The organism is Sphingomonas changbaiensis NBRC 104936 (assembly GCF_000974765.1).
Taxonomy (GTDB): Bacteria; Pseudomonadota; Alphaproteobacteria; order Sphingomonadales; family Sphingomonadaceae; genus Sphingomonas_B; species Sphingomonas_B changbaiensis.
Genome location: NZ_BBWU01000048.1, coordinates 141,935 through 155,267 on the forward strand (window position 1 = coordinate 141,935; position 13,333 = coordinate 155,267).

The following is a 13,333-nucleotide window of genomic DNA, read 5'->3' on the forward strand; positions in this document are numbered from 1 at the left end:
CTCATTTACCTGTCAGCCGGATCGGCTATCAATGCCGATATGGCGGTGCCTGAGAACCCGAAAATTTATCACATTGTCCACGTGGACAAGCTGTCCTCCATCATAGCAGATGGCTGTCTATGGTCGGATGCGGTGATGGTTCAGCGCGGTCCTGCCGGGACCGTGATCGGTATGAACAACATCAAGACGCGCCGGCTGAACGAGTTGAGACTGTCCAGCCATCCTGCCGTTTTCGTTGGGCAGTGCGTCCCATTTTACTTCTGTCCACGTTCTGTCATGCTATATCTGATCCACCGACGAAATCCGGAGCTTGCCTATCAGGGGGGGCAGGGACCGATTGTGCACCTCGTCGCCGACCTGAAAGCCGCAGTTGATTGGGCGCAAGCCAATCAACGACGCTGGGCGTTCACTCTGTCCAATGCGGGGTCATATTATTTTGAAGACAGATCCAGCTTGGACCAGCTTGATCAGATCAAGTGGGCATCAGTTCAGACGAACCACTGGGCAGGTAGCCCAACTAAGGAAGAAAAGCAGGCCGAATTTCTGCTCGAGATGCAGTTCCCTTGGGGGTTGGTCGAAGAGATTGCCGTAATCAATCAGGGTGTAGGTCAGCAAGTCGGTCAAGCCTTGGCTGGTGCGGCCCATCGCCCGAACACCTATATAAGACCGCAATGGTATTACTGAGAACGTTTATGGCAGAAATCGAGATCAAGACAGGAGATATCCTGAAGCAGGACGCGGAAGCGATTGTGAATACCGTCAATTGCGTCGGCGTCATGGGGCGCGGTATCGCCCTGCAATTCAAAAATGCTTATCCTGCCAACTTCAAGGCCTACAAGGCAGCCTGCGATTTGGAGCAGGTTCAGCCTGGTAGGATGTTCGTTTTCGAAACAGGGAAATTCACACCGCGGTTTATTATCAATTTTCCGACCAAGCGCCACTGGAAGGGTAAGAGCCGCATTGAGGATATCGAAGCTGGTTTGGCCGCTCTCGCGCGCGAAATCAAGGATCGCGGCATCAAGTCCGTAGCCATTCCCCCACTTGGAGCGGGGCTTGGCGGCTTAGAATGGAGTGATGTACTTCCCCGCATCAAGACGGCCCTTCAAAATCTCCCCGGCGTTCGGATTATTATATTCGAGCCAAAGGGCGCCCCCGATACGATAAGGGCGTCATCGGTGCCTCAAATGACGCCCGGACGTGCGGCTTTGGTGACCTTGATGCACCGTTATCTGCAAGGTCTTATGGACCCTTTTGTCACCTTGATTGAAGTCCAGAAGCTTATGTACTTTATGCAGGAAGCTGGGCAGCCACTTCGACTGAATTACATTAAGCATCACTATGGGCCGTATGCAACTAATCTGTCTCATGTGCTTCACCGGGTAGAAGGCCACTTCGTTGCTGGTTATCAAGACGGTGGAGACCAACCAACCAAGGAGCTCACAATCATCCCGGGTGTAGTTGAGGATGCGGAGGCACAATTGGCTAATGAGCCAGCCACTCAGAACCACTTCAACCGAGTGGCGAAGTTGGTGGACGGCTACGAGACGCCTTATGGGCTTGAGTTGCTGGCGACGGTGCACTGGGTAGCGACGCGTGAGGGCGCCCGTACGGCGGAGGAGGCAGCCGCGAGAGTGTACAAGTGGAACGACCGTAAGAAGGCGTTCACACCTCGCCAAATCACAATCGCGTTCAACGCGCTCAAAGAGAACGGCTGGCTTCAAACGGGCCATTAAGGCGGGGAGGATAGCGCCGCTCCAATCCCGATCGTTACCTGAGTCCAATTCCTCGCCCACATCGCCTTAATCGTGCGCGACTATGACGAGGCGATTGCCTGGTTCACGGGCGTGCTCGGCTTCACGCTGGTCGAGGACAGCTACCAGCCCGAGCAGGACAAGCGCTGGGTGGTCGTCGCGCCGCCGGGCGCGGGCGAGAACGGCGCCTCGATCCTCCTCGCCCGCGCGGCGACACCGGAGCAGGCGCGGTTTATCGGCGACCAGGCGGCCGGACGCGTGTTCCTGTTCCTGCGCACCGACGATTTCTGGCGCGACTATCGCGCCTTCACGGCCAACGGCGTCCGCTTCGTCCGCGAACCCGCTGAGCAGCCCTATGGCATGGTCGCTGTCTTCGAGGACCTTTACGGCAATCGGTGGGACCTGATCGGGCCGGCATGATCAGCCGTCCAGGCCGGCCGCGGCGCCCCTTGCCCGCCGCGCCGTCATTTGCGCAAATCCTTCCATCCCGGCTCGGCAATCCGTTGTTTTCCGTCCTTCGGCGCATCCCACGGGTTCACGCGCGCCGAGCGCTTGACCGGCAGCGCCACGCCACCCGGATCGAGCCGCAGCGCTTGCGCCGCGGCGTGACGAAAGGCGCGCGCCGCCTCGGCCTTCCAGGGCTGGTCACTGCGCGCGGTGGTGAAGCCCGTGAAGGGCGATTTCTTGCGGCTCCGGCTCATGGGCAGCGTCTCGTTTGGCACTGCGTCGACCTGCACAGCCGGACAGGATAGCGGCGAGTGCGCTCTTCCGATAGTCTGCCGCTAACGCCGGCAGCTCGCTCTATATTGGCCCCCCGATGATCCGCCCCGACGCCCTGTTCCGCATCGGCTCGACCTGGCCCCGCGACCCGCGCATCGAGGCGTGGTTCGCGTTGACCGATCCGCTGCGCTGGGTCGTTAGGCCGTGGTTCGATCGGATGCGCGCGTGCGGCGGCGATGTGCGCGAGGCGCTGCACGATGGCTGTCCGGTCGCCTGCGTGGCCGACGCGCCCTTCGGCTGTGTAAACGCGTTCACCGCGCACGCTGCGATCGGCTTCTTTCGCGGCGCGCTGTTGCCCGATCCCGCCGGGCTCCTGCAAGGGACAGGCAAGCGCATGCGCCACCTGAAGCTCCGCGCCGGCGAGGCGCCCGACGAGGCGGCAATCGCCGCGCTGATCACGCGCGCCTATGACGATGTGCGCCGCGCTCTGGCCTAGCCTGCGATCCTCCCCGCGTCCGACATCGCTTCCATTTAATTCTAGCCGGGGATGAGCTGCCTTCCTGCGAACGCATCCGGCGCGCGGGCGTTGGAACTCGGGCATGCCCGAATCGCTCTACCTTCTGCTCGCCGGGCGATCGAAAATCGCGTTCCGCTCGATTGCACCTATGACGGGCACCAGCGCGAAATCTGTCCTGTGATCCTGGGCCAGAGCGGCGGCGACGCGGTCGCGCTTGTCTATCAGACCGGCGGCGAGACCAGCCGCGGTCCGCTCGGCGCGCCGGAATGGAAGTGCTTCCGATTGACCAAGCTCTCCGGCGGCGAGCCCTCCGCCAGGCCGTGGCAAGCGGGGGCGAGTCATCGGCAGGCGCAAAGCTGCGTCCGAATCGTTGACTATGACGCGAACGAGGCGAGCCCTTATTCTCCGTTGCGCAGCCTCGGCCCGCTCCGCGGCGGGTCGCTCGAATAGGGTGCGGCTCGACTCGACGAACGCGAGAACATAATACGAACATCTGAACCGAGTCGAGCAGGATATCCATGACAGGCGACCGTCCCATTTACTTCATGTTCAAGCCGGACGGCCTTCTGGCGCAAGCGATCGAGTGCTTTAGATACGAGCAGGGCTTGCCCACCGACTACCCGCACGACCGGCTCCACAGCACAGTGCTGCCGCTTTGGGACCGCAGCGAAATGGACGCCGGCGGCGTTCAGCGTGTCCGAACTCTCATAGAACGATTTTGCGGTGAGCCCTTTGTAATCGCCTTCAACCGCTTCAATGGCGCTGCGCTGCGGGCCACCGCGGTGCGTGCGTTCAAGGCCTTCCGAACGGACCTGCAGCGTCATCTGCGGGGGGCAAATATCCCTTTCCCGGACTATTCTGCCGATCCGCACATCTCGCTGGCATACGGCCGCCCCGCCAGAAGCAGCCGGGTGATCACACCGTTCGTTCTGCGCGCGACACATCTGCTTCTCATCGAAAGCATCCATGGGCGGGGGCACGTCGAACTCGGCCGCTGGCCGTTGCGGCCCAGGCAAGGCCAATTATTCGATTGACGCTGGCAAAGCCCAGTCGATCGGCGTCTGCCCGCGGCTTTCGAGGAATGCGTTGGCTTGGGAGAAATGGCGGCAGCCGAAGAAGCCGGAATGAGCGGAGAGCGGTGACGGGTGCGGCGCCTTGAGAACGAGGTGCCGTCCGCCGCGGTCGGTCGAGTCGACAAACGCCGCCTTCTTCTGCGCGTGGCTGCCCCAAAGCAGGAACACGGCTGGCTCTGCGCGTGCGTTGACCAGCCGGATCACCGCGTCGGTGAATCGCTCCCAGCCGCGGCCTTGGTGCGATGCGGCCAGGCTCATCTCGACCGTCAGCACGCTGTTCAGCAGCAGCACGCCCTGTTTGGCCCAATGCTCCAGGAAGCCGTGGCGCGCGGGCGGGATGCCCAGGTCCGCCTCCATCTCCTTGTAGATGTTGACCAGGCTCGGCGGGATGCGGGTGCCGGGGCGCACGGAAAAGCACAGGCCGTGCGCCTGGCCGGGCCCGTGATACGGGTCTTGCCCTAGGATCACGACCCGAACCTGATCGAGCGGGGTCAGGTCGAGCGCGCGGAACCACTCGCCGCTGCTCGGGAAGATGTGCTTGCCGGCCTGCTTCTCGGCGACGAGGAAAGCGCGCAGCTCGGCCATATACGGGCTGGCGAACTCGCCGCGAAGCGGGTCCAGCCAGCCCGGATGCAGTTTGATCTCGCCCATCGGCCGCCGGCATCCGCAAGCGCGGCGGCGGTGTCAAATTGAGCGAGGCAGCCCTGGCCTTAGTGCGGCCCCGACCCGCCCGATCGCGCGACCGGTGCCGCGGGCGGCTGGCTGGAACGGGCGTCGGCGAGCGTCTGGTCATACCAGACAGCCAGATCGTCGTGCATCTTCGCCAGTTCGGCCGGGTTCACGTACACCATGTGGCCGGACTCATAGTATTTGAACGCGACGTTCTTCTGCAGTGACGGCTCCAGCAGCATGTGGCTGACGTCGAATTCGGTGCCGAAGAACGGCGTGGCCATGTCGTAATAGCCGTTCAGGAACAGCACCTTCAGATACGGATTGGTGCGCATCGTATAGGCCAGGTCGACGGCGGTGTTGGGGGTGTTCTGCGGATAATTGTCGCCCGGCGGCCGGTGCTTCCAATCCCAGTCGAAGCCCTTGTCGTGGGCCGAGATCTTATACGGCATCGCCGTTTGATAGCCGAGCGTCTTCTTTGCATAGTCCATGAAGTTGGACACGAACGCACCGGAAATCGCGGTGGAGGCAGGATCGTCCTCCGCCCGCTCGGCATTGGCGTCGCCGGGGATCAGCGTGTAGCGCGAATCCAACCGCCCGATCACCAGCCGCCGGTCGCGCAGCAGCTCGGTCCGGAAGTGATTGAGGTCGACGCGCAGGTCGGCGCGGAGGATGAAGTCCGGGCTGATGCCGATATATTTCGACATCTGCTCGGCGATCTGGCGCTTCTCTTCGGGGCTGATCGTCGAACCCTTGGCCAGGGCCGCGGCATAGGGCCCGGCGGTGAAGGCGCGCACTTCCTGCAGGAAAGTTTCCAGGTCGGCCGGCCGATTCTGGAGATGGTTGTGATACCAGGCCGTCGCTGCATAGCCGGGGAACAGCGCCAGGTAATTGGCGTCATAGCCGGGCTGCCGCACGCCATAGTTCATGATCGACGACAGATAGACGATGCCGTTGAGGCTCAGGCCCCGTTCCTCCAGCAGCGCCGCGACCGCGCCGTTCCGGAGCGTGCCATAGCTCTCGCCGAACAGGAATTTGGGCGAGGACCACCGCCCGGCCTTGGTCACATAGCGCTCGACCGTGCGGGCGAAGGCGTCGGCATCCTGGTCGACGCCCCAGAAATCCTTGCCAGTCTTGGCGCCCAGCGGCCGCGACCAGCCCGCGCCCATCGCGTCGATGAACACCAGGTCGGTCTTGTCGATCAGCGAATGCGGGTTAGGCCCGAAGCCGTACGGCGCGGGACGGATATATTCCGGATTGGCGGTCGTCACGCGGACCGGCGCGAAGCTGCCCATGTGCAGCCACACGGTCGCAGAGCCGGGCCCGCCATTGTAGAAGAACGTCACCGGCCGCGACGAGGGCGGAGCGCCGTCCTTGGTATAGGCGGTATAGAACATCGAGCCCGTCGGCTTGCCGTCATTGTCGCGGATCGTCAGCGTTCCGGCGGTCGCGGTATAGGCGATGCGCTGGCCGCCGACGGTGACCGCGCCGTGGCTGACCGCGCTTGCTTCGTCGACCGGCGGCTTGACCCAGGCGTCTTCCGCGTCGGCGATCATTTCTTCCTGATGGGACTTGGCCATCTTGGAAGCGGCGGGGCCCTTGTCGGGGGCGCGCTCCTGTGCCGGGGCTGCCACTGCTGTCATCAACATTATCAGCGCGATCGTCGAACGCATCCTCTTGCCTCTCTCCTCGACCACCCGAGAGAGGCCATGCAATTTCGAAACCCGCCGGTCAATCAGGGCCTTAGCCGCGTCCACAGCCAGGGAAGCATGATCACCAGCGCCGCCCCGGCCACGCAGTAGGGAAGAGGCCCCCAGAATTGGTAGAGCCCGACGCCTATCGAGGGGCCAAGCACGAAGCAGGCGCCGTTGACGGAGGTCGTGCGCCCCGCGACCGCGCCCTGCTCGCGATGCCCCACGGCAAGCGATGCGCCGGCGGTGAAGGCGGGGCGCAGAAAGCCGAAGCCGAGCGAGGCCAGGCCGTAGGAGACCGCCAGCATGTGCAGCGAATGCGAGAGGCCGGTCAGCACGCAGCCGACCGCCGCCAGCATCGCGCCAGAAATGGCAAGTTCGCGCGGGCGGAGCTTCAGGTTCGGTATCAGCCCCCATTGCGCGAGCAGGGCCGAGCCTGCGCCGACCATCAGCACGACACCCGTTTCCGCCGCCGCTTGCGCTGCCGACAGGTGAAGCTGGTCGATGACCAGAAAGCCGATCGCCTGGCCCGTCATCGCCTGCGCGTGTCCGGTGACAAGTCCGACCAACATCCACGGCCAGATCCGCGGCTCCGTCAGCGGCATCGATTTTCCCCGGTCTTCCGCCGTCGCGGCACGGACGCTGGCGCCGGTCGGCTCGCCGCCGATCGACGGATAGCTGGTCGCGGCGCCGTGGGCGCTGCCCGGCGCATCGTCGGGCAGCAGGCGCGACGTGACCAGCAGCATGCCCATGCCGAAGATCGAAAAGACGAACGCCGGTCCCGAAAGGCCGACGATCGGCAGCACGAAAAACGGGGCGAGCGCCGGCCCCAGGATCGTGCCGAGCCCGAAGGCGGAGGCGAGCAGGGTGAGCGCCCTTGTCCGTTCCTCGCGCGAGGTGCCGGCGGCGACGATCGCCTGCGCGGCCGGAGGAGCGGCGGCCCCGAATGTGCCGTACAGCATCCGGGCGATGATGAAGCAGCCGAAGGCCGGCAGCGGCGCCAGCCAGCCGAGGATGCCCGCAGCGAGGAACGTGCCGCACAGGAAGACCGACGAGCAGAAGCCGAACAGCCCCAACAGCACCATCCGTCGCCGACCCTGCCGGTCCGACCGCCGCGCCCAATACGGGGCCGAGATCACCCAGACGAGCGCCGACACCGAAAAGGCGGCGGCGACCGCATTGTCCGGCACCTTCAGCGAGCGGCCGAGCGCCGGCAGCACCGATTGCAGCGCGGTGTTTCCGGCCGCGATCGTCAGCATGACGAGGAACAGCAGCGCGAAAGGAGGCGGGGCACCAACTGCCTCACCCTGCGTTGTGCCCGAACCCCGGTGCCCTGCCGCGATGCTGTCCGCCCTCATCAGCAGGCGCGATAGAACAGAGCGGGGTCGGCCGGAAGCACGGTTGCAAGTGTCTGAAAGATTTGCGACGGCGCTGAAACGAAGAAAGAGGTTCGTCAATGCCCGTTTCCTCCGCCGGCCAGAAGGCCGGGGCTCTCCCCCGGCGCCGGCCGAGCCATCCGCTGGCTCTGTTCTTCAAGGGGTTTCTGAAGCATCCGGCGATGGTGGGATCGGTGATCCCCTCTTCGCGAGCGCTGGTCGACAAGATGCTCGCTCCCGTCGACTGGGGACGCGCCAAGCTGTTCGTCGAATATGGTCCCGGCGTCGGCACCTACACCGGGCCGATCCTCGATCGGCTGGGCCCGGACGCGACTCTTATCGCGATCGACACCAATCCCGACTTCGTCACGTTCCTGCGCAAGGAAGTGGTCGACCCGCGTTTCCATGCCGTGCGCGGCTCGGCGGCGGACGTGCGGCGAATCATCGCCGATTTCGGATTCGACCAGGCCGATTATGTGCTTTCGGGCCTGCCATTCTCGACTTTGCCGGACGGCGTCGGCGACCAGATCGCGCGCGAGACCGCGGCGGTGCTGAAGATGGATGGCGCGTTCCTGGTCTATCAGGTCTCCGCCAAGGTCGCCGACTATATCGGTCCGCATTTCCATGCGATCGAGCGCGGGTTCGAGTGGCTCAATATCCCGCCGATGCGCCTGTTCTGGGCGCGCAAGGGCTAGAGACTCTTCCGCATCCGGATCAGCGGGACGGGCGCGCCACCCGTGGCGTCGGTCACTCGCTCTATCGGTCTGTACCCCGCCCGGGCATAAAGCGGCTCGCCCGCCAGCGTGGCCATCAGCTCGGCGGCGCTGAAGCCTTCTGTCCGCGCGGCTTGCTCGCAGGCCTCAAGGATCATGCGCCCGATGCCACGGCGGACGAAGGCCGGATCGGTGTACATCGCGCGGACCCGGGCCGGCTCCGCTGCAGGATCGAGCAGTCGCGGCTCGCGCAGATCGGTGCTGTGATCCCCGCCATAAAGCGTCGCGCGGCGGCTCCAACCGCCACAGCCCGCGAACGCGTCGTCTGACGTGACGACGAAATAGGTCCGGTCCGCGATCAGCTGGGTGTCGAGCCCCATGATCGCATGGCTGGCGCGCACCTGCGCCGCATCCAACCAGGGCAGCAGCAGCGTGTCGATTGCCCGATTCATCAGAAGCCGGAGGGCCGGCAGGTCGGCTTCGACCGCGGGGCGGAGCGTGAATGTCATTCCGCGTCGATGTTGAGGCGACGGGTCACGCCATAGTCGAGCGTCGAGACCAGGAAATAGGCGACGGCATTGCGCGCGCGGGCGAGCGTGTGGCCCCAGCCGGCCAGGTCCTTCAGCTTGATTTCGACGCTGTCCTGCAGTTCGTGGTCGAACAGGCTGCGCATCCGCTCTGCAAAGGCCCGATCCTCGATCCTGAGCATCAGCTCCATGTTCAGGAACAGGCTGCGCATGTCGAAATTGGCAGAGCCGATATGGACGGCGTCGTCGATGATGTAGAGCTTGGTGTGCAGCTTCGACGGCTGATATTCGAAGATGCGCACGCCCTTTCGCAACAGCCCCGGATAGGTGAACCGCGCCGCGGCGATGGTTGTGCTGTTGTCCGATTTCGCGGCGGTAATCACTCGGGCCTGCCCCCGAATACCGACCTTATCGAGCCGCTGGAGCATCGCCGGGCTGGGGGCGAAATAGGCGGCGATCAGCGAAATCGAGCGGGCGCCGAGCATGTCGGTTCGCAAGGTGCGTGCCCAGGGACTCAGCCGCCGCGCCGGCCCTCCGAGCAGCCAGCGCACCTTGCCCTTGGGCTCGCTCCAGCGGCGGAGCGCGCGCCTGAGGTCACGCATGCGGGCCTTGGGCCGCTTGGTCCAGGCGGACAGCGCGTCGAAATAGCCGACCAGCCGGCCGGCCGCCGGGCCCTCGACGATCAGCCCCAGATCGCGCCAGCCATTCTCCTCCGGACCCTCGAAATAAGCGTCCTCGATGTTGAAGCCGCCGATCACCAGCCGCTTTTCGTCTGCGATGCAGAGCTTCTGGTGGTTGCGCAGCAGAAAACGGCGTCCGTAGCGCGGCAGGAACCGGCAGATGTCGACGCAGGCGTCGCGGAGCGGCTGCAGGAAGGCGTCCTCCGGATCGCTGCCGAAGCCGTCGATGATCAGGCTGACCTGCACGCCGCGCTCGCAGGCGGCGACCAGCGCGTTCCGGACGCGTCCGCCGGTATGGTCGTCGGCGAAGGTGTAATAGAGAAGGCGCAGATTTTCCTGCGCGCCTTCGATCAACGCGAGCAATCCGGTCAATCGGTCGCGCGGCGCAACCAGCAATGTCAGGCGGTTGCCGTCGACTTCGAAGCTGTCGCTTTCCCCTTGCACGGCTTGCCTCATGCGCGACGGCGGCGAGACGTGCAAGTTGACTCAGGGCCCCATGCTCCCTATGTCGCGCCCCTTCCCGAAGTCGCGAATTTTTGGAGCGTTCAATGGCGCGCGTTACCGTCGAGGATTGCGTCGACAAGGTCCCGAACCGGTTCGACCTGGTGCTGCTCGCTGCCCAGCGCGCGCGGCAGGTGTCGGGCGGTGCCGAGCTGACGATCGATCGCGACCGCGACAAGAATCCGGTCGTGGCCCTGCGCGAGATCGCCGAAGAGACGATCCGCCCGGACAGCCTGCACGACACGCTGGTCAGCAGCCTGCAGCGCGTGCAGGTCGATGACGACGATGCGGTGGACGAGCTGGGCTCGCTGGCGCAGCAGGCCGAGGCGCTGCGCCTCACCGCCGCCGCTCCGCCCCGCAACCAGAATATGGGCGGGGATTACGAGTGAGCCGCCGAGCCTAAGCGCAGCTTAGGCGAAGAGCCGGCGAACTCCGGCCGGCCGGCAAAGCCGGACCGACGGCGCGGGATTTATTCCCGCGCCTTTTTCTTTTGTTGATGCCGCGCCTCACGTCTCCGGCGTCTCGCGCAAATCCTCGTCATGATGCCCGGCGCGGTCGATCTGCCCTTCGGGATCGAGGTGGATCAGCACTTCCGCGCCCGGAAACGCCGCGTGCAGCGCCTGCTCGGCCGCTTCGACGACGTCATGCGCCTCCGCGATCGTCATGTTCGGGTCTACCCAGGCGTGGAACTGGGCGAAATCATGCGCGCCGCTGGTCCGCGTGCGCAGGTCGTGAATGCCGCGAAAGCCCGCCTGCGCATTGGCCAACTCCACGAACCGGCGGCGCCGCTCCTCGGGCCATTCGCGGTCCATCAGCTGGTCGATCGCTTCCGACGACGCCTTCCACGCCCCCCAGCCCAGCCAGGCGGCAATGCCGATCCCGAACACCGGATCGGCGCCGCGCAGGCCGACGAATTGCTCGAGCGCCAGCGCGACGATGACACTGCCGTTCAGCAGCAGGTCCGACTGGTAATGGACATTGTCGGCGTGGATCGCGACCGATCCCGTGCGCGCGATCACCCGACGCTGATAGGCGAGGAGCAGGAACGTCGACAGGATCGCGACGACCGATACGCCGATGCCGAATTCTGCGCCTTGCGTCTCGCCGCCGCTGCGCAGCCGCTCGACCGCGCGCCACAATATCCCCGTTGCAGAAACCGCGATCAGCGCGACCTGGACCAGGGCCGCCAGCGCCTCGGCTTTGCCGTGCCCGAAACGGTGGTCATAGTCCGCCGGCTGGGCGGCGAGGCGCACGCCGTAGAGCGTGATCAGCGATGCGCAGACGTCGAATGCGGTATCGGCAAGCGAGCCGAGCATCGCCACCGAGCCGGTCGTCCACGCCGCATAGGCTTTGAGGGCGAGCAGGAAGAGCGCCATCGATACGCTGGCGATCGCCGCGCGGGCGGTCAGCGAGCCGTGCTCCTTCAGGCGGGGGTCGCTCATGGGTAGAGCAAGCCTTCACGCCAGCCGTCGCCGGCGCGCTCGAACAGCCGCCGTTCGTGCAAGCGGTGCGCGCGGTCCTGCCAGAACTCGATCCGCTCGGGCATCACGCGATAGCCGCCCCAATGCGGCGGCCGCAGTACCGGCTGGCCGTCGAAGCGGCGCTGCATCGCCTCGAACCGCTGGTCGAACGTTTCGCGACGGTCGAGCGGGCGCGACTGGTCCGACGCCCAGGCGCCGAGCTGGGAATTGCGGCTGCGCGAGGCGAAATAGGCGTCCGACTCTTCGTCGGAAGCCAGGCTGACGGGCCCCTCGATCCGGACCTGGCGGCGCAGCGACTTCCAGTGAAAGAGGAGCGCCGCGTGCGGGTTGGCGGCCAGCTCGCCGGCCTTCCGACTTTCCCGGTTGGTGTAGAAGACGAAACCCCGTTCATCGAAGCCCTTCAGCAGCACCATGCGCAGCGACGGCCGTCCCGCGGCATCCGCGGTGGCGAGCGCCACTGCGTTCGAGTCGTTGATCTCCGTCTCTCGCGCCTGGGCGTACCAGTCGCGGAACAGATCGAGCGGGTCGGTCTCCATTTCTCGCGCGTTTAAGTGGCGCGGCGAGGCCCCGCAAGGAACCACCGGGCGTTCCGGCGATTGAATCGGTCTCGCAACGAAGGTGACTCATGGCCGCACGCGCCTATTGGCAGGGACAGATCAGACTCGCGCTCGTCTCGATTCCGGTCGAGCTCTATTCGGCGACGAAGAGCGGCGCGCAGATCCAGTTCCACCAGATCCACGAGCCGACCGGCAAGCGGATCAAATATGAAAAGGTCGCACCCGGCGTGGGACCGGTCGACCCGGAGGATATCCGGAAGGGCTTCGAATATGAGAAAGGACATTATGTCCTGCTCGACGAAAGCGAGATCGACGCGGTCAAATTGGAATCGAAGAAGACGCTTGAGCTGACCCAGTTCGTCGACGCGCACGAGATCGACGTGCTCTATTTCGAAAAGCCCTATTACGTTGTCCCCGCCGACGATCTTGCCGAGGAAGCGTTCATCGTCCTGCGCGAGGCGCTGAAGCGCACCAAGAAAGTGGGCCTTGGCCAGCTGACGCTGCGCGGCCGCGAATACATCATCAGCCTGAAGCCGTGCGGGCGCGGCATCATCCTGGAAACGCTCCGTTATTCCGACGAGGTCAACAAGGCGCAGGGCTATTTCCGCGATATTCCGGACACGAAGCCCGACGAGGAACTGCTCGACCTCGCGGAAACGCTGATCAGCAAGAAGACAGCGCCGTTCAAGGCGGATCAGTTCCACGATCGCTATGTCGATGCGCTGAAGGAGCTGGTGCAAAAAAAGCTGAAGGCCAAGGGCGGCAAGGTCGCGCCCGAGCCGGAGGAAACAGCCCCCAGCCGCGGCTCCAATGTCGTCGACCTGATGGCGGCCTTAAAGAAGTCGCTGGAGCGGCCAGGCGCCCAAAGCGGCGAGACCGAGACGAAGAAGCCGGCCCGGAAGCCGGCGGCCAAGGCGCCCGCGAAGAAGGCGGCTCCCGCGAAGAAGAGGGCGGCGGGTTAGCTCATGCCTGTTCCCCCGCACCGGTTTGGGCTGAGCCTGTCGAAGCCCTCCCGTCCCTTTGTTCGACGCTCGAAGGAGAAGGGAGGCCTTCGACAGGCTCAGGCCAAACCGGGTG

At 64.8% G+C, this 13,333-nt stretch carries 17 protein-coding genes; 9 read left to right on the forward strand and 8 right to left on the reverse strand.

The features are described from left to right. The first annotated feature begins 39 nt into the window (after positions 1 to 39). Genes darT through SCH01S_RS13185 form a run of 3 tightly spaced genes read left to right on the forward strand, consistent with a single transcriptional unit; the run spans position 40 to position 2,171 of the window. Positions 40 to 684, forward strand: a complete 645-nt coding sequence (darT, locus tag SCH01S_RS13175; protein WP_046349266.1) for a type II toxin-antitoxin system toxin DNA ADP-ribosyl transferase DarT — start codon at positions 40 to 42, stop codon at positions 682 to 684. Positions 685 to 692: 8 nt separating this feature from the next. After that, the gene (darG, locus tag SCH01S_RS13180; RefSeq protein WP_046349267.1) at positions 693 to 1,733 is read left to right on the forward strand and encodes a type II toxin-antitoxin system antitoxin DNA ADP-ribosyl glycohydrolase DarG; all 1,041 of its coding nucleotides are present in this window, start codon (positions 693 to 695) and stop codon (positions 1,731 to 1,733) included. Positions 1,734 to 1,793: 60 nt separating this feature from the next. After that, positions 1,794 to 2,171 (forward strand): VOC family protein, encoded by a 378-nt coding sequence (locus SCH01S_RS13185; protein WP_046349268.1) that lies wholly within the window; start codon positions 1,794 to 1,796, stop codon positions 2,169 to 2,171. A gap of 44 nt (positions 2,172 to 2,215) precedes the next feature. Here SCH01S_RS13185 and SCH01S_RS13190 read toward each other — a convergent pair whose 3' ends face one another. Next, positions 2,216 to 2,488, reverse strand: coding sequence for a hypothetical protein (locus SCH01S_RS13190; RefSeq protein WP_046349269.1), 273 nt, complete (start codon positions 2,486 to 2,488; stop codon positions 2,216 to 2,218). An 80-nt stretch (positions 2,489 to 2,568) separates the two neighbouring features. On the opposite strand from SCH01S_RS13190, the gene SCH01S_RS13195 reads away from it, so the two are divergent. The 3 genes from SCH01S_RS13195 (at position 2,569) to SCH01S_RS13205 (ending at position 4,022) form a co-directional block, all read left to right on the forward strand. Beyond that, positions 2,569 to 2,967: a DUF1801 domain-containing protein gene (locus SCH01S_RS13195; RefSeq protein ID WP_046349270.1), complete on the forward strand. Its 399-nt coding sequence runs from the start codon at positions 2,569 to 2,571 to the stop codon at positions 2,965 to 2,967. A 198-nt stretch (positions 2,968 to 3,165) separates the two neighbouring features. Beyond that, a complete protein-coding gene (locus SCH01S_RS15920; protein WP_052733938.1) occupies positions 3,166 to 3,438 on the forward strand; it encodes a hypothetical protein in 273 nt (90 codons plus the stop codon). Between the two features lie 68 nt (positions 3,439 to 3,506). Further along, entirely contained in the window at positions 3,507 to 4,022 is a 516-nt protein-coding gene (locus SCH01S_RS13205) for a 2'-5' RNA ligase family protein (protein WP_046349271.1), read from the forward strand. On the opposite strand, the gene ung is transcribed toward SCH01S_RS13205, so the two are convergent. From ung to SCH01S_RS13220, 3 genes are all read right to left on the reverse strand, one after another. Continuing rightward, positions 4,011 to 4,712: a uracil-DNA glycosylase gene (gene ung / locus SCH01S_RS13210; protein WP_046349272.1), complete on the reverse strand. Its 702-nt coding sequence runs from the start codon at positions 4,710 to 4,712 to the stop codon at positions 4,011 to 4,013. The genes SCH01S_RS13205 and ung overlap by 12 nt on opposite strands. Positions 4,713 to 4,771: 59 nt before the next feature. After that, positions 4,772 to 6,403 carry a S10 family peptidase gene (locus tag SCH01S_RS13215; RefSeq protein ID WP_046349273.1) on the reverse strand — a complete coding sequence of 544 codons (1,632 nt, stop codon included), beginning with the start codon at positions 6,401 to 6,403 and terminating at the stop codon, positions 4,772 to 4,774. A gap of 62 nt (positions 6,404 to 6,465) precedes the next feature. Further along, a complete protein-coding gene (locus tag SCH01S_RS13220; protein WP_046349274.1) occupies positions 6,466 to 7,680 on the reverse strand; it encodes an MFS transporter in 1,215 nt (404 codons plus the stop codon). 197 nt (positions 7,681 to 7,877) lie between these two features. On the opposite strand from SCH01S_RS13220, the gene SCH01S_RS13225 reads away from it, so the two are divergent. Then, positions 7,878 to 8,492, forward strand: a complete 615-nt coding sequence (locus tag SCH01S_RS13225; RefSeq protein WP_046349275.1) for a class I SAM-dependent methyltransferase — start codon at positions 7,878 to 7,880, stop codon at positions 8,490 to 8,492. Here the strand turns inward: SCH01S_RS13225 and SCH01S_RS13230 are convergent. Both SCH01S_RS13230 and SCH01S_RS13235 read right to left on the reverse strand, forming a co-directional pair. Continuing rightward, complete coding sequence (locus tag SCH01S_RS13230; protein ID WP_046349276.1) at positions 8,489 to 9,019, reverse strand: GNAT family N-acetyltransferase; 531 nt, start codon at positions 9,017 to 9,019, stop codon at positions 8,489 to 8,491. The genes SCH01S_RS13225 and SCH01S_RS13230 overlap by 4 nt on opposite strands. Beyond that, positions 9,016 to 10,161, reverse strand: a complete 1,146-nt coding sequence (locus SCH01S_RS13235) for a phospholipase D-like domain-containing protein (RefSeq protein WP_245612264.1) — start codon at positions 10,159 to 10,161, stop codon at positions 9,016 to 9,018. Before SCH01S_RS13235 ends, SCH01S_RS13230 begins: the two co-directional genes overlap by 4 nt. Positions 10,162 to 10,265: 104 nt before the next feature. Here SCH01S_RS13235 and rpoZ point away from each other — a divergent pair, with 104 nt between their 5' ends. Next, positions 10,266 to 10,607 carry a DNA-directed RNA polymerase subunit omega gene (rpoZ, locus tag SCH01S_RS13240; protein WP_046349278.1) on the forward strand — a complete coding sequence of 114 codons (342 nt, stop codon included), beginning with the start codon at positions 10,266 to 10,268 and terminating at the stop codon, positions 10,605 to 10,607. A gap of 117 nt (positions 10,608 to 10,724) precedes the next feature. Here the strand turns inward: rpoZ and SCH01S_RS13245 are convergent, their stop codons facing one another. Continuing rightward, on the reverse strand, positions 10,725 to 11,660 hold the full coding sequence (locus SCH01S_RS13245) for a cation diffusion facilitator family transporter (RefSeq protein ID WP_046349279.1): 936 nt from the start codon (positions 11,658 to 11,660) through the stop codon (positions 10,725 to 10,727). Beyond that, positions 11,657 to 12,235 (reverse strand): pyridoxamine 5'-phosphate oxidase, encoded by a 579-nt coding sequence (gene pdxH, locus SCH01S_RS13250; protein WP_046349280.1) that lies wholly within the window; start codon positions 12,233 to 12,235, stop codon positions 11,657 to 11,659. The genes SCH01S_RS13245 and pdxH overlap by 4 nt, the downstream gene beginning before the upstream one ends. Positions 12,236 to 12,324: 89 nt before the next feature. Between pdxH and ku the strand changes: the two genes are divergently transcribed. Beyond that, complete coding sequence (gene ku, locus SCH01S_RS13255; RefSeq protein WP_046349281.1) at positions 12,325 to 13,218, forward strand: non-homologous end joining protein Ku; 894 nt, start codon at positions 12,325 to 12,327, stop codon at positions 13,216 to 13,218. Positions 13,219 to 13,333: the final 115 nt, after the last annotated feature.